This is a genomic window from Flavobacterium sp. 2 (assembly GCF_049949195.1).
Classification (GTDB): Bacteria; Bacteroidota; Bacteroidia; order Flavobacteriales; family Flavobacteriaceae; genus Flavobacterium.
Window position 1 is genome coordinate 4,662,856 of sequence record NZ_CP188206.1, and the last position, 20,919, is coordinate 4,683,774.

Genomic DNA, 20,919 nt, shown 5'->3' on the forward strand with positions numbered 1-20,919 from the left:
ATTTAAGTTTGGTTAGTAATTGAAAATGGTATAAGTAATGAGAGTTACTTATACCATTTAAAAAGCCAAAATTGTACATACCAAAAAAAGAAAAAAATGAAAAGTGCTTTAGAAATTAAACCTGATATCAGCTATAAAAGCGCCGGTAAATTTGAAGAGACAAGATTCGAGAAAATTCACAACGAAATTTTCAAAAATTCTGCCGAAGCATCTATAATTGTTGCGCAGGAAATTGCTCAGTTAATCAGATTGAAGCAAGAAAAAAACAAATCTTGCGTATTAGGTTTGGCAACAGGTTCTTCTCCTATAAAGGTTTATGAGGAACTAGTGAGAATGCACAGAGAAGAAGGATTAAGCTTTAGCAATGTAATTACTTTTAATTTGGATGAATATTATCCAATGTCAAAAGAGAATAATCAGAGCTATCATTATTTCATGCATCAGCATCTTTTTAATCACATTGATATTAAGCCTGAAAATGTTAATATTCCTGACGGTACAGTTGCAATTGATGAATTGAATCAATATTGTATCGATTATGAAATGAATATAAAACAAGCTGGAGGTCTAGATTTTCAGTTGTTAGGAATTGGACGTACGGGTCACGTTGGTTTCAATGAACCAGGTTCACACATCAATTCAGGAACACGAATCATTACATTGGATCATATTACAAGAGTTGATGCTTCATCTGATTTCAACGGAATTGACAACGTTCCAAAACGTGCAATTACGATGGGAGTTTCAACCATTATGAGATCAAAACGAATTGTATTAATGGCTTGGGGGCAAAATAAAGCCGACATTATCAAAAGAACAATTCAGGGAGATATCAGTTCTGAGGTTCCTGCTACATTTTTGCAGAATCATCCAAATGCAACTTTCGTTTTGGATCAATCTGCAGCTTCTGAGTTGACTCGTTTTAAAACGCCTTGGCTGGTTGGAGAATGCATCTGGACTCAGGAATTAAAAAGTAAAGCAATTGTTTGGTTGTGCCAAAAAACGAAACAATCAATATTAAAATTGACAGACCGTGATTACAACAATAACGGAATGTCTGATCTTTTGGCACAGGAAGGTTCTGCTTACGATTTGAACATCAATATGTTCAATGTATTGCAGCACACCATTACAGGATGGCCAGGAGGAAAGCCAAATACAGACGATTCACACCGTCCGGAAAGAGCCAATCCAGCCAAGAAAAGAGTGATTCTTTTCAGTCCGCATCCAGATGATGACGTGATTTCTATGGGAGGAACTTTTTCAAAATTGATCAAACAAGGACATGATGTGCATGTTGTATATCAAACCTCTGGAAATATTGCCGTTACTGACGACGAGGCATTGAAGTTTGCTGAAGTTTGCAACGATTTTGCCGGAGAAAATCTTCCAAAAGATATCAACTTCAAATCGGTTATTGAGTTTTTGAACAAAAAGTCAGAAAATCAGATTGATTCTCTTGAAGTTAGAAAATTAAAAGGATTAATCAGAAGAAGAGAATCTTACGCAGCAACAAGATACATCGGCCTAAAAGATGAAAACACACACTTTTTAGATCTTCCGTTTTATGAAACCGGACAGGTAAAAAAGAATCCGTTAGGACCAGAAGATATTGCTATTGTAAAAGATATTATTGCCAAAATAAAACCGCATCAGGTTTTTGCAGCAGGAGACTTGGCAGATCCGCACGGAACACATGAAGTATGTCTGAATGCGATTTTCGCAGCGATGAAAGAGCTGAAGCCAGAAAAATACATGGATGACTGCTGGCTTTGGTTGTACAGAGGAGCTTGGCACGAATGGGATATTCATGAAATTGACATGGCAGTTCCGCTTTCTCCATCAGAAGTATTATTGAAACGTCATGCGATTTTATACCATCAATCTCAAAAAGACAGAGTTATGTTCCAAGGAAATGATTCAAGAGAATTTTGGGTTAGGGCCGAAGACCGAAATAAAAATACTGCGATTCTGTATGATGAATTAGGTTTAGCAGAATATGAAGCAATCGAAGCCTTTAAACGCTTTGATTACTAGAATAAAATTTAAGATTCGTATTTAGAGCGAGTCGAATTACAAAATTCAGATTGGTTTCATAGCGATTAGTGAGGTTCAATAGAGATCCTTCTGAGTTTTGTTTCTTTTATCTATTTATTACTGTTTCTTCAGGGAAACATCATTTCAAAAAAATTAAAATGAAGTATTTATTAGTCCTACTATTTGCAGGTTTAACATCTAGTGCTCAGGTTCAAAAAGAGCAGCTAAATCTTATGCCTTGGCCTCAGAGTGTTGTTATAAACGACGGAAATTTTACTTTAACTAAAAGTTTTAAAGTAAATATTACCGGAAACCCAAATCCAAGAATTTTTGGAGGGGTAACGCGTTTTTTGCGCCGTTTAGATGGACGGACTGGTATGTTTTTCTCTCAAGGTTTTGTTACAAAATTAAACGAAGTTCCAACAGCTGAGCTTCAGATAAACTGTACCAAAAGCGGAAAAATTGCTTTGTATGAAGATGAAAGTTATCATTTAGATGTCAAACAAAATAAAATTACAATAAACGCAACAAGTGATTTAGGTGCCTTGCATGGTCTTGAAACCTTATTGCAATTATTGCAGAATAATAATACCTCATTTTACTTCCCGAATTCGCAAATATCAGATTTGCCTAGATTTACATGGAGAGGATTGATGATTGACGCTTCAAGACATTTTCAGCCGGTTGATGTTATCAAAAGAAATATTGATGGATTGGCAGCAATGAAAATGAACGTTTTTCATTGGCACTTAGTTGACGATCAAGGATGGAGAATTGAAATGAAAAAACATCCAAAGCTAATTGAGGTTGCTTCGGATGGATTATATTACACACAAGAGGAAATTAAAAATATCGTAAAATATGCTGATGAGCGCGGTATTTTAATAGTTCCGGAAATAGATGTTCCAGGTCACGGATCTTCGATATTAACAGCTTATCCAGAAATTGGAAGCAAAGTGATTACGTTGACAGGAGGAACTTCTGAAAAAAATATTCAGGGAACAGCAATTGCTACCTATGGAATTGAAAGAAATGCCGGTATTTTTTCGCCAACATTAGATCCTTCAAATCCTAAAACATATCAAATTTTAAGTGAACTTTTTGATGAGGTTTGCCCCTTATTTCCCGGAGCTTATTTTCATATTGGGGGAGATGAAAATGAAGGGAAAGACTGGGACGCCAACCCAAAAATTCAAGAGTTTAAAAAGAAACATAATTTAAAAACAAACCACGAATTACAAACCTATTTCACTATGCAGTTGGCTCCAATGCTTAAAAAACATGGAAAACAATTAATGGGATGGGAAGAAATTTTAACTAAAGATCTTTCAAAAGAAGCAATTGTTCATTCTTGGAGAGGTGCAAATGAAGGAATGGCAGCTGGACAATCTTTAGTTGATGCTGTAAAAAAAGGATACAAAACCGTATTGTCAAACGGTTATTATATCGACTTGATGTATCCGGTTGAAAGCCATTATTTAAATGACCCGATGCCAAAAGGTGCTGTATTGACTGCAGAAGAAAAAGCAAGAATTCTAGGTGGAGAAGCTACAATGTGGACAGAGCTTGCATCTGAAACAACTATAGATTCAAGAGTTTGGCCAAGAACAGCTGCAATTGCAGAAAGACTTTGGTCGGCAGAAGACATTACAGATGTATCAAATATGCGTAAACGTTTAGATGTAGTTTCATTTAGACTTGAAGAATTAGGATTGACGCATATTCGCAACAAAGCTGTAATCTTAAGAAATATTGCAAACAATCAGGATATTAGTTTGTTAAATGAGTTTTCGAATGTTTGTGAACCATTAAAAGGATATACACGCAATAAAGGCGGAACTGAATATCAAATGTATTCACCATTGACACTTTTTGCAGATGCATGCACGCCTGATGCAAAAGATGCGCTAACTTTTAATGAAGCAGTAACGCAATATGTAGCGAATAAAACGCCTGAAAATAAAGCTAAAGTAGCATCATTTTTAACGAAATGGATTTCTGTGAATAAAGGATTAAATGAATTAAGCGCAAATGCGCCACTAGTACAGTCATTTCTTCCTTTGTCAAAAAAATTAAGTGACGCCTCAGAACAGGTTTTATTGGTTTTGGATAATAAATCGACTTTAAAGTCAGAAGATTTGAAGAAATTAATCGAAGACTGCAATACAAAAGAGTATGCTGATGTTGAGCTTGCAGTTTATGCAGGTTTAAAGAAATTAATATAAAGATTTGGTTTGAATTAGTATTTAGTAAGTTTAAGTATTGTTTTAAGAATGCTGATTATCTCTGCCAAAAAAACATTTGGCAGAGGTAATTATAATTAAACTTTTAGATTCTTTTTAATTCCACATCTCAAACAGAATAATTGCAAAATAACCACTAACGGAGTATTAACATTTAAAAACCAAATAGAGAGAGTACAATTTAAAACATGACAAAACAAAGTTAATTGATGAGTAGTCCCAAATTTATCAGTTGTATTTAATAGTAATTTTTTAAAAATTATAAATAAATATCAATCACTACTATTTGCTAATGATTATCAAGAATCAGTAATAGTAATATTTATCTATAGAATTTAATTTGAGTTTATTTCCAATCGACGCAGCCTTCCAACCTGTGTTGAGCGAAACCCAGCAGTGAAAACTGCTTCGGCCCAATTATTTATTTTCTATTAACCAATATTAATAACTATGAAACATTATTACAGATTACTTTTTTTGTTTTTGTTGTTTCCCTTACTTGCGTTAGCCCAACCAGCTCACGGTAAAAAAGTAGTAGGGTATTATGCACAATGGTCTATTTATGCCCGGGATTTCAACGTTCCGAAAATTGATGGAAGTAAATTGACGCATTTAAATTATTCTTTTTATGGCACAACGTATGATCCGGCACATCCGGAGAATACAAAATTGAAATGTTTGGATACCTATGCTGATTATGAGCACATGGAAGGTGGAATCCCTTGGGATGCTCCTGTAAAAGGAAACTTTTATGACTTAATGAAACTTAAGCAAAAGTACCCTCATTTAAAAGTTTTAATTTCTGTTGGAGGATGGACAAAAGGTCAGGATCTTTCGCCAATTGCCGCCAGTCCGGTAGCAAGAGCAGCATTAGCAACAGATATGGCAAATTTCATTGTTACTTATCCATTTATTGATGGTTTCGACATCGATTGGGAATATCCTCTTTCAGGCGGAACTGATGGTACAGAAATAGTGAATGGAGCGCCTGTTCCTGCACAAAAATACAGTCCTGATGATAATAAAAATTTAGTGCTTTTATTAAAAGCAATGCGTCAGGCAATGCCAAATAAGCTGATTACAATCGCCGCAGGAAACAATGTTCGAAATGTAGCAAAGCAGTATTTAGGCCCAAACAACAGATCACAATACGGAATGACTGAAGATATTTCTACATATTGCGATTATATCACTTATTTTGGATATGATTTTGGAGGAAACTGGTATGACAAAACATGCTATAATGCTCCTTTATACGCAAGTGGAAACCCAAATGATCCATTATATGGCGCGACTCAATCTGAATCATTGGATGAATTGACTAATCAATATTTAAACGTAATTGGTTTCCCTGCAAATAAATTAATCATGGGATTGCCATTCTACGGAAAAAAATTCGATCACGTTGCTACTAACTCAACAAACGGATTATTCGTTTCGGCTCCTAGAGATATAGTTGGAGGATGTACCAATCCACAAAACCCAATCGGAACTTGGGATGGTTCTGGAGCGTGCGAGCGTTCAGGAAGCATCGAAATTTGTGATTTAGTCGGAAATCCGGTTACGAATTCACATGCTTATTTAGATCCAAATACAATGCAGGTAACAGCATCTGCAGCAGCAGCAGGATGGGTAAGATATTTTGATAATACTACAAAAGTTCCTTATTTATATAATGCTACTACAAAAGAGTTTATTTCTTATGAAGATAAACAATCAATGGATTTAAAAGTTCAGTATATAAAATCGAGAAATTTGGCTGGAGGTATGATTTGGGAATTATCTCAAGATACCAGAGGTTCAATTCCAAATTCATTATTGAATCAGGTTGATACTTCTTTCGGAAGCGTTGTTCCAGGAACGGTAAGTATTTCGGGTTCTGTAAAAAACGGATCAACTTTAGTTACAGATGTTACAGTTGAATTACGTGATGCAGGTAATGCTGTATTACAAACTGTAGTTTCTACAGCAGGTAATTTTACATTCAATAATTTGCCTTCCGGACAAAATTATACCCTTACCGCTTTAAAAGCCACTTATACATTTACACCAGTAACACTAACAAATGTTACTGTTAATCAAACGGGTATTGTTATTAATGGAACACAGCCAACTTATACAGTAAGCGGAACAATTTTAGATGGTTCAACTCCTATATCTGGAGTTACGGTTACCGCAACTTCAGGAGCTACAGTTTTGACTGCCGTTTCGAATGCAAGCGGAGTTTACAATGTTGCAGGATTAACCGCTGGGCTTAATTTTACAGTTACAGCTGCAAAAACCGGATTTTCGTATACGCCAGTTTCAACGGTTTATAATGCTATTGATGCAAACAAAACGTTGAATTTTACTCAAAGCGCCCCAATTGTTTATTATACCGTAAGCGGAACGATTTTAAACAATACAACTCCGGTTTCAGGTGTAACCGTTACAGCAACTTCAACAGGTGGAAATTTTACTGCAGTTACAAATGCTAGCGGGGTATATTCACTTAGTTTGCCTTCTGCAGGAAATTATACCGTTACGGCTGCTTTGACAGGACAAACATATACGCCAGCTTCAACTGTTTATACTAATTTAACAGCCAATAAAACATTGAATTTTTCTCAAGATGTTATTGTTGTTGGAACAAGTAAAATTAGCGGAACAGTCAAAAATGGTACGATTCCAGTTTCTGGTGCAAAAGTAGAATTGATTTTGCCTTGGACAGATAACACACACCCTTATTTAAGCAAACTTGCAGTTACAGATGCACAAGGTAAATATAGCTTTGATAATGCCATATTGACTGGATACACTACTATTTCAAGTTTAAAATTAAATACTTGGGAAAACGGAGAAATTGTTTATTTACCAAACAATTTGACAAACTTTGCTGTTCCTGCAAATCCAACAGTTTACGATTTTAATACAGGTGCAGTAACGACAACTTATACGGTAAGCGGAACTGTTCTTAACGGAGTAACTCCAGTTTCAGGCGCAACAATTTCAGCGGTTACAGGAACTACAACACTAACAGCAACTTCTGATGCTTCTGGAAATTACAGTATTGCTAATTTGGTTTCAGGATCAAATTATACAGTAACAATTGCTAAAACGGGATTAACTTTCACACCGGCTTCAACGGTTTACAACGCAATAAATTCAAATAAAACATTGAATTTTACGCAAGTGGTAACTCCGGTTTATTACACTGTTAGCGGAAGCGTTCTTAATGGAGCAACTCCAGTTTCAGGTGCAACAATTTCAGCAGTTACAGGAACGACAACTCTAACAGCGACTTCTGATGCTTCAGGAAATTATAGTGTTGCTAATTTGGTTGCAGGTTCAGATTACACAGTGACAATTGCTAAAACAGGATTAACTTTTACGCCTGCGTCAACGGTTTATTCAGCTATTAATGCAAATAAAACATTAAATTTTACGCAAGTAGTAACTCCGGTTTATTACACCGTTAGCGGAAGCGTTCTAAATGGAGCAACTGCGGTTTCTGGCGTAACAATTTCAGCTGTATCAGGAAGTACAACTTTAACAGCAACTTCTGATGCTTCAGGAAATTATAGTGTTGCCAATTTAGTTTCAGGTTCAAATTATACAGTTACTGCTGCAAAAACAGGTCTAAGTTTTAGTCCAGCTTCAACAGTTTATTCTGCAATCAATGCAAATAAAACGTTGAACTTTACTCAAAATGTAGCAAGCGGAAACTTAATCAGCGGAACAGTTAAAAATGGTTCAACTCCAGTTTCTGGTGCCAAAGTAGAGTTAATTTTACCTTGGACAGATAGTACTCACGGTTATGTAAGTATTATTGCAACTACAGATGCTTCAGGAAATTTCAGTTATAACAATTCGGCTTTAGCAGGATATTCAATCATCACAAGTTTAAAATTGAATTCATGGGAAAATGGAGAAATTGCCTATTTTCCAAATAATTTAACAAACTTCGCGGTGCCAACAACGCCACAAGTTTATAACTTCAACACAAATACAGTTACACCTCCGCAGGTTACTATTACGGCTCCTTCAGCGGCAACGATAGCGATTGCTCCGGGAACAGCTATTCAGCTTAAAGCAACTGCAAGTGTAGATGCGAGCTTAACAATTTCGTCAGTTGTATTCAACATAAACGGACAGAATATTACAGCAACACTTTCAGGAACAGAATATGTAGCAAATTGGACGCCAGTTGCAGCAGATTTCAACAAAAATTATACGTTGAAAGCAACTGTAACCTCTTCAAGTGGAACAACTGCCGAAAACACAAAAGCGTTCGCTTTACAATGTTCAGGAACAACTTGCCCTAATGCATTGCCGGCAATTACTTGGAATACACCATCGAATACTACTATATACCAAAATTCTTTCCAGGTTGTGCCAATTTCGGTTACAGCTGTTGATAGTGACGGATCAGTTTCAGGTGTTAGTATTACAATAAATGGAGGTACATTTAACATGACAGCAGGTACAAATAATACTTACACGTATAATTTTACGCCATCTGCTTATCAGGATTATCCAGTTGTAATCAAAGCAACCGATAATCAATCTGGTGTAACTACATTAAACAATACAATTAAAATTGCTCAAGTAGGCACTAATAGATTCCTTCCGCTTCCATCTAAAATTATTTTAGGATACGCACATTCTTGGGAAAATACTTCAGCGCCATTTTTATATTTTTCTCAAATGGTAGGAAAGAAGTTTAACGTAGTTGATTATTCTTTCGTAGAAACCGTTAATCGTGATGGTTATACACCAGTATTAACTACAAATGACACTAGATATTTGACCAATGGTGTTTTCGATAAGCAATTGTTGAAGAATGATATAAAATCCTTAAGAGATAGCGGCGTTCCTGTTATTGTTTCTATTGGAGGTCAAAATGGTCATGTTGTTTTAGACAATGTAACGCAAAAAAACATTTTTGTTAATGGTCTAAAAGCCATTATTGATGAGTATCAATTTGATGGAGTTGATTTGGATTTTGAAGGCGGATCAATGAATTTTAATGCAGGAGGTTTAAGAGATATTTCTTATGCGGGTATTTCTGCTTATCCAAGATTAAAAAACATAGTAGATGCCTGCAAAGAATTAAAAGCTTACTATGGCCCTGGATTTTTATTAACAGCCGCTCCGGAAACACAATATGTACAAGGAGGATATTCTACTTATACGGATACTTTTGGTTCTTTCTTGCCAATCATTCAAAACTTGCGTAATGAATTGGATTTGTTAGCAGTACAATTGTATAACACAGGAGGAGAAAACGGATTAGATGGTCAATATTATGGTACAGCTAAGAAAGCAAACATGGTAACAGCCTTAACGGATATGGTGATAAAAGGCTATAACATTGGTACAACAGGAATGCATTTTGATGGTTTACCGGCCTCAAAAGTTCTTATTGCATTACCAGCTTGTCCAAGTGCAGCAGGTAGCGGTTATTTAACACCGGCAGAAGGAATTAGTGCTATGAATTATTTAAGAACCGGAACTACTTTTTCAGGAAGAACATATACTATGCAGCCAGGTGGACCATATCCTTCTTTAAGAGGTTTAATGACTTGGTCTGTAAACTGGGATGCCTCTTCTTGTGGTAATTCATCTGAATTATCTAATGCTTACGCCGCTTATTTTGCCTCGCAATCGGCAGCAAAAACATTAGTGCTTGAAGATATTTCTCCAAAAAACGATGAAACAATAGCCTATTTTAGAAATGATGCCTTACTAGTTTCAAATGATAATGAAGATATTGCACAAGTTGATGTTTTCAATGTTTATGGACAAAATTTAGTAAGTAAGAGAAACGCTCTGAATAATAAGGAAGTACTGCTTCAGAATCATAATTTTTCATCTAAACAAGTATTTTTAGTGATAGTGACAGACAAAGCAGGAAACAAAAAAACACTCAAAGTAATGAATTTTTTAAACTAGAGTAAAGAATTGAAAATTTCGAAATAAAAAATTGGGACGGTTAAAATTGAGTTTGGTTATTTATTTTTTAATCTAATTTTTATTTCAAACAAATGCGATGAATTAAGGAGATTTGTTATTTGGTTTTCTCCTTGACAAGCGCATTATGAACCTGGCAAATCTCTATTGCCAGGTTTTTTTATGTCTAAATTTAAACACAATATTGTCATCTCGACGAAGGAGAGATCACAAATACCAGACGACACTTTTGTGTCCCCAGTGAAAACCTTTTGCTTTCATTGCAGTTAAAAAGAAATCAGTATTTTTGACCTTAGAATTATCGCATAAAACTTCATGAAAAAATCATTCACTATTATAATTATATTTTTATTTTTCACTTCAAGCTTCAGCCAAAACAAACTTGGAAATCCAGAAGTTGATCCCATTCAAATTCAAAAAACTTTTAGCGATTGGTCAGTTTATCAGAGTAAAAAAATAATGCTTTCAAGAGATTTTACAGCTTTGGATTTTTCTTCAAAAGAAATCTCAAAAGAAACTTTTCTGGACCAGTTGGCAAACGGAAATTTTATTCCAATCCGATTAAAATCAGAAGCTAATGAATATGTCTATAAACTATTCAAAATCCTGCCAAAAACCGATACAAGCATAAAAGCAACAATTAACCAAATTGGTTTTGATGCTTATAAAAACTTCAAAATGGAAGGTACTGCTTTTCCAAAATTTTCATTTAAAGATTTAAACGGAAATTTGGTTACGAATGAATCCATGAAAGGAAAAATCATCGTAATAAAATGTTGGTATATTCACTGCACACCTTGTATCAGAGAGTTTCCACAAGTCAACAAATTAGTAGAAGATTACAAAGACCGAAAAGACATTGTTTTTATAAGTTTAGCCGAAGATTCTCCAGAACAATTAAAAACATTTTTGGCAAGAAAACCACTTTCATATTCCGTAATTCCAGACATGAAGGAATATATGAATGAAGCTTTACACTTGAATTCATTTCCAACTCATTTTATTATAAACGAAGAAGGAATGATTTCGAAAGTTCTGCCGAATTTTGAAAGTCTGGAAGTTGCGTTGGCTAAGGAAAGTAAGCTTTAGATGAATTTAAGAAACAGTTTGTCATTTCGACTGAAGGGAGAAATCTCACAAGAAACTCTACAAAGTATATCTTCAATCTTTGTCGATCAACTAGTGTGATTTCTCCCTTCAGTCGAAATGACAAGATTGGGTATAATTATCAACCTAAAAACAAAACTTAGCGTCTTTGCTACCGATAGCTATCGGGACTGCGAGAAAAATACTCGTGTGCATAAAAAACCTTAGCGCCTTAGTATCTTTGCAACTTAGAACCTTTTTCACTACTTTTGCACCAAATTAATTAAAAAGACATTCATGTTAACAGTCAATAATTTATCAGTTCAATTTGGCAAACGAATTTTGTTTGACGAAGTAAATACCACATTCACTCACGGAAATATTTACGGCGTTATTGGAGCCAACGGTGCTGGAAAATCTACATTTCTTAAAATTATCTCAGGCGATATGGACCCAACTTCGGGACATATTCATTTAGAGCCAGGAAAACGTATGTCGGTTTTAAACCAAAATCACAACATGTTCGATGAGCATACAGTTTTGGAAACCGTTTTAATGGGAAATAAAGTTCTGTACGCTGTTAAAAAAGAAATGGATGAACTTTATTTAGATTATAATGATAAAAATGCAGACAGAATAGGGGAGCTTCAGGTTCAATTCGAAGAAATGAACGGATGGAACGCCGATTCAGATGCTGCTGCGATGTTGTCTAACTTAGGAATTTCAGAAGCAGATCATTATACTTTAATGGCAGATATGGAAGGGAAAATGAAAGTTCGTGTGCTTTTGGCGCAGGCGCTTTTCGGAAATCCTGATGTATTGATTATGGATGAGCCTACCAACGATTTGGATTTCGAGACAATCGCTTGGTTAGAAAACTTCTTAGCAAACTATGAAAATACTGTAATCGTTGTATCTCACGACCGTCACTTTTTAGATGCGGTTTGTACACATATTTCTGATATTGATTTCGGAAAAATCAATCACTATTCAGGAAATTATACGTTCTGGTACGAGTCTAGCCAATTAGCGGCAAAACAACGTGCACAACAAAACAAAAAAGCAGAAGAGAAGAAACAAGAGCTTGAAGAATTTATTCGTCGTTTTAGTGCAAACGTGGCGAAATCGAAACAAGCAACTTCTCGTAAAAAAATGATTTCGAAATTGAATATTTCTGAAATCAAACCTTCAAGCCGTCGTTATCCTGCAATTATTTTTGATCAGGATCGTGAAGCTGGAGATCAGATTTTGAATGTTGAAAATCTTTCTGCTTCTGTAGATGGTGAAGTTCTATTTAAAGACGTTGATTTGAATATGGCAAAAGGCGATAAAATCGTTCTTTTTTCTAAAGATTCACGTGCAACAACAGCTTTCTACGAAATCTTAAACGGTGAACAAAAAGCAGATTCAGGATCTTTTGATTGGGGAATTACAACAAACCAAGCGTATCTTCCTGCTGAAAACCACGATTTCTTCGAAAATGATTTGACTTTAGTTGATTGGTTACGTCAATATGCTAAAACAGAAGAAGAGCGTGATGAGGTATTTATTAGAGGTTTCTTAGGGAAAATGATTTTCTCTGGAGAAGAAGCTTTAAAAACATCTAGAGTTTTATCTGGAGGAGAAAAAGTACGTTGTATGTTGTCTAGAATGATGATGGAACGTGCTAACGTTTTAATGTTAGACGAACCAACAAACCACTTAGATTTGGAGTCTATTACAGCTTTCAATAACTCATTGAAAAACTTTAAAGGTTCTGTAATTTTCACAACGCATGACCACGAGTTCGCGCAAACTGTTGGTAACAGAATCGTAGAATTGACACCAAACGGAGTAATCGACCGTTACATGACATTTGATGAATATCTTGATGATGAAAAGATTCAGGAACAAAGAAAAAAGATGTACAATCTTTAATAAAAACAAAAATCCCGTTATGAGAATAACGGGATTTTTTTATGTCTTATTTACTGCCGAACATTTTTGCGAAAATCCAGATAATAATCGCAACAACAAAAATTACGATAAATATCCCGAATCCCATTCCGGCTTTAAAAATGTCTCCAATAACTTCACAGCTTGTAAATGAAAACAGTATTACAAATACCATTAACAATCTTAGTATTTTATTTTGCATGACTTCTGATGTTTTAAATTGATATTTAAAATTACTTCAGGAAGCTGGAAAATGTGTTATAGAATTTTTGGGAAATGTTTTAGGATTTGGAGATAATTTTTGAATTGACTATTCTTTTTTCTTCGCAATTATTATAGTATGAATTTCTATATTTTCAGCTTTTGGATAATTTACATTGAATAGTTTAATTACGTCAAAATGATGTTTTAAAAGTTGATTGCTGATATCTTCTAAAGAATGATAATAAAAATAAGTACGATCTCCAGTGCTTCCAGAAATAAAACCAGATTCGGAAGGTTTTCCCTGAACAAAACTTAAATATAAAATTCCATCGTTTAAAAGTATTCTTTCCGAGTCATTTATTAGTTTAGAACAATCTTTTTCGGATAAATAAGGCAAGCAAAAGCCACACATAATGGCATCAAATTTTTGATTTACCGTGCTAAGTTCTCTTGTATCCATTACTTCAAAGTTGGCAGAAGGATTATTTGCTTTTGCCAATTCAATCATTTTTGGAGCAATGTCAATACCTGTAATTTTTAGATTAGGATTTTTGGATAATAAATATTTTGTAATGTTTCCTGGCCCGCAACCAATTTCAAATATGTTTACTTGTTCTTTTTTTAGAATGTTACAAAAGAAATCGTACGTCTCATCGTACAAGCTTAAATTCATAAACTTATCTTCATAGAGATTGGCAATTTTATTCCACGTTTCAAAAGTTTCTTGGTATTTATCCATTAGATTTTAGTTGTATTCTACTGTTGTCGCTACGAAGTCGGGAGACTTCGCAGAGCGGGGAATGTTTTTTGTTTTTTTATAAACTGTTGGAGCATAGTTTTGGCTTTCGAAATCAATATGATATTTTGAAAATCACTCATAAATTATTTAGTTCAAATGTATATATTTGATATCAATTTTTCATTAATTTAATATTTATGGGAATATTAACGGTTTTATTTGGAACTACTGTTATTACTGCAATTGCGGCCATTTTTGCTATAACTTCAAATTTTCTTAATATTAGAGATAGGTTTAAAAAGTGGAAAACAGAAAGGAAAGATAAGAAAAAAAAGAAATTTTCTGGGAATAATCCTAATTTTGATTTCTCCCTAAATTATATTACAGATCCTCAACCTAGGAAATGTATTTTGCATATAAGACTTTTAAATGTTTCTAAAGAAATAAAATTTATAAATTCTTTAAACTATCATTTCGAGGATATTAATAATCCTGAAAAATTTGAGCCTGTTCATTTAATTATTAATGCAGAAAAATGGCCAAAGCGTTTAGAACATGGAGAATCTTTTTATGTTTCTTCAGATTTTTCTATGACTTTGCCAAACGTGGCTTTCCAATATTGGAAAAAAGGATTTGTTGTATACTGTACTTGTAATAGTTCTGTGGGAGAATCTCTACGTTCGAATTCTGTTGATTTTGATAAGCTTATGGAATTTATGGAGCCGATTAATGAAAATTATAAAAATCTTGCAGTATTGCTTTCCAATAAAACAGGTGGAGTATTAAGAGATATTGAAATTTCACTTTGGGAGCTTCAAATATTTAAAAGATTAACAGTGCATATTGCAAAGCAGTTACAAATTAATAATATTCCAATTGTTGAACATCTAGTTTTAGTTCATAATTTAACAACAGAAAAAAATCTGTGGTATAAAGATTTAGAACAAAGAAAAATTCAACCAGAAATTATTGAAAATTTCTTAAGATCTTTAATTTAAAATTATATATTAGTTGTGTTTATATAATTTGACTATTTTTCTTAATATTGTGTTTTTATATAAAAGTTTAAAGAAACTCAATTAATAAAATAAATTTAACGATAACGGAGTGGAGTCCAACGAACAAGTAGTTTCATTAGAAACGATGGTTCTGCGGGCTCCCGTTGTTATTTGTAATATCTTTTTTTATTTTTTATAAATTTTAAATAATATTTAAAAAGATGTTGTTCAAGAATTTTTTTGCTACGAGGATTTAGTTTGTGTAGATAAATACTTCTACGTCTAACAGTTTTATATCTTGGATCAAAATGATCAATTAAGGCAGAAATAATAACTCCAAATCTCAATACTGATTGTCTTTGTTCTTTGTCCCTTACATTTAATAATTTTTGTTCAAGTAATAAAATCCATTTAGATAAAGGGCTATTTTCTGTATCTAATGCTTCTAAAAAATCTTTAAGAGTCATAACTCTAAATTTTTGATCTTTATTTATTATTAGACATTCGCCAATCACTCGCTGTATTGATCTATCTAAAAGTCTATATTTTCGTGATTCTATTGTTTCAATGAATCTTAATAATTGATTTCCTTTTTTATTTTTGGATAAATCAATATATTGGCTTTCTAATCTTAAATATTCTAGTTGTGCCCAAAATTGTGCAAAGAGATAAAAAACATATTTTTGATTATGAATAGGATCACTGGAGTTTGAGTTTCGTAAATTTATGAAGGTTGAAAAATCTTCTTTCGATAAGGATTCTATTTTTCCATATAACTCACTTGCGGACTTTAGAATAGGATCTAAATTTTTGTAAAATAAATTTTTAGCATCAATTTTTGATTTAAAATATTGTTTTATATCGGGGTAAAAGAATTTAAATCCCTCCCATAAAAATGTTCCTGTAATTGCTCCAGTAATAACAGTAATTATTAAATCTAAATTTTCGTTCATATTTTCCTTGGTCTAAAGATAGAATGCTAAAGTATAAATTTTTACTATTATAAAAACTTAGAGTAATTCACAATTATGAGGAAATCAAATTGTTCTTTTATTTAAAAACAAAAGGTATCTAATTCTAATAAAAAATATTTCCAACCCCAACACCCCAACAAATAAAATCAGATTCCGTATATTTGCGCAACCAAACATTACAATCACTTATGAGTCAAAAAGTATTACTTAATTCGAAAGAAGTTACTATCATACTCCATCGTTTGGCTTGTCAGTTAATCGAAAAACATCTTGATTTCTCTGAAACTATTTTAGTTGGAATTCAGCCAAGAGGCGTTTTTTTAGCTGAACGTTTAAAACAAATATTAGAAAACGAATACAAGGTTCCTGAAATTTCTTTAGGATATCTGGACATCACTTTTTTTAGAGATGATTTCCGTCGTACTGATAAACCGCTTGAAGCCAATAAAACCCAAATTAATTTTATAGTCGAAGACAAAAAAGTTATTTTTATAGATGACGTTTTGTTTACAGGAAGAAGCATTCGTTCTGCCTTAACGGCAATTCAATCTTTCGGAAGACCTTCAGAAATTGAATTATTGGTTTTAATAGACAGACGTTTCAGCCGTCATTTACCAATTCAACCTGATTATAGAGGCCGTCAGGTAGATGCTATTAATGGTGAAAAAGTAATTGTAAGCTGGAAAGAAAATGATGGTGAAGATGTTGTTCACCTAGTGACAAATTAGTTTAATCGGTTAACCGGTTAATTGTTTAATCGGAAAAACCTAAAGATTAAACGATTAAAGAAATTAAAAAAAGTTAAACCGTTAAATCGGTTAACTGTTTAATCGCAAAGCAAACGATTAAACGATTAAACAAATAAACAATTAAACAGAAAGATGAAAGAATTAAGCGTAAATCATTTATTAGGAATTAAATATATCAACGAGAATGATATTAACCTGATTTTTGAAACGGCAGATCATTTTAAAGAAGTCATTAACCGACCAATTAAAAAAGTTCCTTCATTACGAGATATTACTATTGCCAATATTTTCTTCGAAAATAGTACCAGAACCAAACTCTCTTTTGAACTAGCGCAGAAACGTTTGTCTGCTGATGTAATCAGTTTTTCTGCAGCTCAGTCATCGGTTAAAAAAGGAGAGACCTTGATTGATACTGTAAACAATATCCTTTCGATGAAAGTGGATATGGTTGTAATGCGCCACTCTAATCCCGGAGCGGCTTATTTTTTATCTAAAAATGTCAAAGCCAGTATCGTAAACGCCGGAGACGGAGCCCACGAACATCCAACTCAAGCTTTATTGGACAGTTATTCTATCAGAGAAAAACTAGGCGATGTTGCCGGAAAAAAAGTAGTTATTGTAGGTGATATTCTGCATTCAAGAGTTGCCTTATCCAATATATATGCTTTGAAAATGCAAGGCGCTGAAGTTAAAGTTTGCGGGCCAAAAACATTGATTCCTAGATATATCGAATCACTTGGTGTTACGGTTGAACCAAATTTAAGAAAAGCATTAGAATGGTGCGATGTTGCTAATATGCTTCGCGTACAAAACGAACGTATGGATGTGAATTTCTTCCCGTCGACACGTGAGTACGCACAACAATACGGAGTGGATAAACCGCTTTTGGATTCTCTTGGAAAAGAAATCGTAATCATGCACCCGGGACCAATCAACAGAGGAGTAGAGATTACTTCTGAAGTTGCCGATTCTGATCATTCAGTGATTTTGAATCAGGTGGAAAATGGTGTTGCGATTAGAATGGCCGTTATTTATTTATTGGCTTCTAAGATTCAGCAATAATTTTATTTTTGTTTCAAGTTTAATGTTTCAAGTTGTTGAAATGTAAATATTGGATCGCTTAGCGTAACAAACTTGAAACCTGAAACTTGAAACTGAAAAAAACTTAGTAAATTAGCGTAATAAAATATAAGCCCCACTAATTATAAAATGAAAGTAGATCAAAAAGGACATACCGTTACAATTAAGGATACACAAGGAGATGTAAATTCTTTCTTGGAAAAAGTGACGCAACAAATTAAGACTTTTGAAAAACATAATATTATAATCGATCTTTCATCTGATACTGCTCTGACTGAAAATGATTTGAAGCTTTTTTTACCGCTTTCAAAACAACAGAAAAAAGCCAAAAAATCATTTGTAATTGTGGCTTCAGACCTTGATTTTAACGCTATTTCAGATAAATTGGTTGTGGTTCCGTCACTTTTGGAAGCACACGATATTATCGAAATGGAAGAAATCGAAAGAGATTTGGGATTTTAAAAATAAGGTTTAATTGTTTATTCGTTTAACTGTTTAATCGTTTTGATTTGATTTTAGCCGATTAAACGATTTACCAATTAAACAAATAAGCAAATTGAAACTAACAATACTTGGCTGTTATGCAGCTACTCCGAGAACAATAACCAACCCAACTGCGCAGGTTTTAGAAATTAAAAACCGCTTGTTTTTGATTGACTGCGGAGAAGGAACTCAGGTTCAGCTCAGGAAAAACAAGATTAAATTCTCAAAAATTAATCACATTTTTATTTCTCATCTTCATGGGGATCATTTGTTTGGATTGATCGGAACTATTTCGACTTTTTCTCTTTTAGGAAGAGCAACCGATTTGCATATTTACGGACCAAAAGGAATTAAAGAGCTTATCCTGCTTCAATTAAAACTGACGGAATCATGGACAACTTACAATTTGTTTTTCCACGAATTAGAATCGAAAGAAAGTGAAGTTATTTTTGAAGATAAGAAAGTTATAGTAAAGACAATTCCGCTGAAACATCGTGTTTATACTAATGGTTATCTTTTTCAGGAAAAACCGGATGAAAGAAAACTGAATGTTGAAGCTGTTCAGAACTATGATATCCACGTTGCTTATTATCAGAAAATAAAAAATGGTGGAGATATTACATTGGATAACGGAACTGTAATTGAAAATGAAAAACTGACTTTTGACCCGGCACCAACCAAAAGTTATGCTTTTTGTTCGGACACTGTTTATCACGAAGCCATAATCCCGATTATTGAAAATGTAGATGTTTTGTATCATGAGTCTACCTTTTTGGAGTCAGAAGCGGCTTTGGCACAAAAAACATTGCATTCAACAGCGAAAGAAGCAGCGCGAATTGCTTTAAAAGCGAATGTAAAACAATTGATTTTAGGTCATTATTCGACACGATATGATGGTTTGGAACGTTTTAAAGCAGAAGCGGAGGAAGTTTTCTCAAATGTGCTTTTGGCAGATGATGGCCAGAGTTTTGAGTTTTAAATAAGTCTTAAGGTCATAAGTCGAAAGTCCTAAAGTCAGCTTCAATAAGAATCTAAGAAGTCTAATGTCTAAGAAGTCTAAAAATCTAAAAAAAATGAACGATTTAAGTAATTATAGAAGATCTTACGAAAAGAGCGAATTACTGGAAACTAATATTCCGGAAGATCCGATTAATCTTTTTAATCGCTGGTTTCATGAAGTGGAAGATTTTGGTGGAAGCGGAGAAGTGAATGCGATGACGGTTTCAACAATTGGATTGGATGGTTTCCCGAAATCGCGTGTTGTTTTATTGAAAAAATTCTCTGAAGAAGGATTTATATTTTATACCAATTATAATTCTGAAAAAGGAAAAGCGATTGAAGCAAACCCAAATGTTTGCCTGTCTTTTTTTTGGCAGGAGATGGAGCGTCAGGTGATAATAAAAGGAATTGCGCAAAAGACTTCTGAAAATATTTCAGATGGTTATTTTGATTCTCGTCCGGATGGAAGTAAGCTGGGAGCAATAGTTTCAAATCAAAGCGAAGTTATTCCGTCGAGAACTTTTTTAGAAGAAAACCTGAAAAAACTGGAAGCAGAATTTGAAGGAAAAGAGATTCCGAGACCTGAAAATTGGGGTGGTTATTTAGTAACTCCCTTACAAGTAGAATTTTGGCAAGGAAGACCAAATAGACTTCACGACAGAATTCGTTATACAAGCCAATCTGATTTTTCATGGAAGATTGAGCGGTTATCGTCTTAATTGTAAGAAAATTATATGTTAAATTAAAATTTTAATGTATTTCATCGATTATTTTTGTAGTTTACCGACAATTTGAATACGTTTGACGTAAGAAAAGTGAAACAATTTATTCAAATATAAAAATTTAAAGGATTTGCCCCAACATTTACTTTAAGCATTAAACTACTGTATGATTATGAAGAAGATAATGCGCATCATGACGTTCATTGCAATACTTTTTGCAATGAACGCATGTTCTGCCGACACTGCCGAGGGAACCGAAAACAGTACTTCAACTGAAATTCTGATTACGAACTACACGTACAATGATTCAGAATTAGAAACCTTGAAATTGATTAACGATTACCGTGTGAGTATTGGTCTAAATGCTTTAGAACCAATCAATCATATTTCAGCTAAATGTGAAGAACACAACAAATATATGATCGAAAAAAATGTTGTTGATCATAATGATTTTGTGGCTCGTTCTGAAAATCTTGAAAAAGTGCTTGGTGCAAAAAAAGTAGGTGAGAATGTCGCGTACAATTACAAAACTTCGGAAGCTGTTGTGAAAGCTTGGCTAGAAAGTCCAGGACATAAGGAAAATATTGAAGGTAATTTTACTCATTTTGGTATAGCAATAACTGTCGATGCTAAAACTGGTAAAAAATATTATACTAACATTTTTGTTAGATTATAAGCTTGATTGAAAACTGGTTGGTTTTTAGTGATCGTTGCAGGT

At 33.7% G+C, this 20,919-nt stretch carries 15 protein-coding genes; 12 read left to right on the top strand and 3 right to left on the bottom strand.

Annotated features, from left to right (window positions below; all coding sequences use genetic code 11):
• The first annotated feature begins 96 nt into the window (after nt 1–96).
• The 5 genes from nagB to ACNFIH_RS20355 all read left to right on the top strand — a co-directional run bounded on the left by nagB (nt 97) and on the right by ACNFIH_RS20355 (nt 13,235).
• Nucleotides 97–2,037: a glucosamine-6-phosphate deaminase gene (gene nagB, locus ACNFIH_RS20335; RefSeq protein ID WP_426484533.1), complete on the top strand. Its 1,941-nt coding sequence runs from the start codon at nt 97–99 to the stop codon at nt 2,035–2,037.
• A gap of 158 nt (nt 2,038–2,195) precedes the next feature.
• Nucleotides 2,196–4,262, top strand: a complete 2,067-nt coding sequence (locus tag ACNFIH_RS20340) for a beta-N-acetylhexosaminidase (RefSeq protein ID WP_426484534.1) — start codon at nt 2,196–2,198, stop codon at nt 4,260–4,262.
• A gap of 468 nt (nt 4,263–4,730) precedes the next feature.
• Nucleotides 4,731–10,214: a glycosyl hydrolase family 18 protein gene (locus tag ACNFIH_RS20345; protein ID WP_426484535.1), complete on the top strand. Its 5,484-nt coding sequence runs from the start codon at nt 4,731–4,733 to the stop codon at nt 10,212–10,214.
• Between the two features lie 333 nt (nt 10,215–10,547).
• Nucleotides 10,548–11,321, top strand: coding sequence for a TlpA family protein disulfide reductase (locus ACNFIH_RS20350; RefSeq protein ID WP_426484536.1), 774 nt, complete (start codon nt 10,548–10,550; stop codon nt 11,319–11,321).
• Between the two features lie 294 nt (nt 11,322–11,615).
• Nucleotides 11,616–13,235 carry an ABC-F family ATP-binding cassette domain-containing protein gene (locus ACNFIH_RS20355; protein ID WP_035646928.1) on the top strand — a complete coding sequence of 540 codons (1,620 nt, stop codon included), beginning with the start codon at nt 11,616–11,618 and terminating at the stop codon, nt 13,233–13,235.
• A 46-nt stretch (nt 13,236–13,281) separates the two neighbouring features.
• Here the strand turns inward: ACNFIH_RS20355 and ACNFIH_RS20360 are convergent, their stop codons facing one another.
• Nucleotides 13,282–13,455 carry a hypothetical protein gene (locus ACNFIH_RS20360; protein ID WP_167498076.1) on the bottom strand — a complete coding sequence of 58 codons (174 nt, stop codon included), beginning with the start codon at nt 13,453–13,455 and terminating at the stop codon, nt 13,282–13,284.
• A 108-nt stretch (nt 13,456–13,563) separates the two neighbouring features.
• The gene (locus ACNFIH_RS20365) at nt 13,564–14,196 is read right to left on the bottom strand and encodes a class I SAM-dependent DNA methyltransferase (protein WP_426484537.1); all 633 of its coding nucleotides are present in this window, start codon (nt 14,194–14,196) and stop codon (nt 13,564–13,566) included.
• Between the two features lie 197 nt (nt 14,197–14,393).
• Here ACNFIH_RS20365 and ACNFIH_RS20370 point away from each other — a divergent pair, with 197 nt between their 5' ends.
• On the top strand, nt 14,394–15,194 hold the full coding sequence (locus tag ACNFIH_RS20370; protein ID WP_426484538.1) for a hypothetical protein: 801 nt from the start codon (nt 14,394–14,396) through the stop codon (nt 15,192–15,194).
• A gap of 167 nt (nt 15,195–15,361) precedes the next feature.
• Here ACNFIH_RS20370 and ACNFIH_RS20375 read toward each other — a convergent pair whose 3' ends face one another.
• Nucleotides 15,362–16,147 (bottom strand): hypothetical protein, encoded by a 786-nt coding sequence (locus ACNFIH_RS20375; protein ID WP_426484539.1) that lies wholly within the window; start codon nt 16,145–16,147, stop codon nt 15,362–15,364.
• Nucleotides 16,148–16,356: 209 nt separating this feature from the next.
• On the opposite strand from ACNFIH_RS20375, the gene pyrR reads away from it, so the two are divergent.
• From pyrR to ACNFIH_RS20405, 6 genes are all read left to right on the top strand, one after another.
• Nucleotides 16,357–16,896: a bifunctional pyr operon transcriptional regulator/uracil phosphoribosyltransferase PyrR gene (gene pyrR / locus ACNFIH_RS20380; protein WP_008468864.1), complete on the top strand. Its 540-nt coding sequence runs from the start codon at nt 16,357–16,359 to the stop codon at nt 16,894–16,896.
• A 153-nt stretch (nt 16,897–17,049) separates the two neighbouring features.
• Nucleotides 17,050–17,979 (top strand): aspartate carbamoyltransferase catalytic subunit, encoded by a 930-nt coding sequence (locus ACNFIH_RS20385; protein WP_035646922.1) that lies wholly within the window; start codon nt 17,050–17,052, stop codon nt 17,977–17,979.
• 147 nt (nt 17,980–18,126) lie between these two features.
• Complete coding sequence (locus ACNFIH_RS20390; protein WP_308098629.1) at nt 18,127–18,459, top strand: ribonuclease Z; 333 nt, start codon at nt 18,127–18,129, stop codon at nt 18,457–18,459.
• Between the two features lie 94 nt (nt 18,460–18,553).
• A complete protein-coding gene (locus ACNFIH_RS20395) occupies nt 18,554–19,459 on the top strand; it encodes a ribonuclease Z (protein WP_426484540.1) in 906 nt (301 codons plus the stop codon).
• Nucleotides 19,460–19,553: 94 nt separating this feature from the next.
• Nucleotides 19,554–20,198, top strand: a complete 645-nt coding sequence (gene pdxH / locus ACNFIH_RS20400; RefSeq protein ID WP_426484541.1) for a pyridoxamine 5'-phosphate oxidase — start codon at nt 19,554–19,556, stop codon at nt 20,196–20,198.
• Between the two features lie 175 nt (nt 20,199–20,373).
• On the top strand, nt 20,374–20,877 hold the full coding sequence (locus ACNFIH_RS20405; RefSeq protein WP_167498075.1) for a CAP domain-containing protein: 504 nt from the start codon (nt 20,374–20,376) through the stop codon (nt 20,875–20,877).
• Nucleotides 20,878–20,919 lie beyond the last annotated feature (42 nt).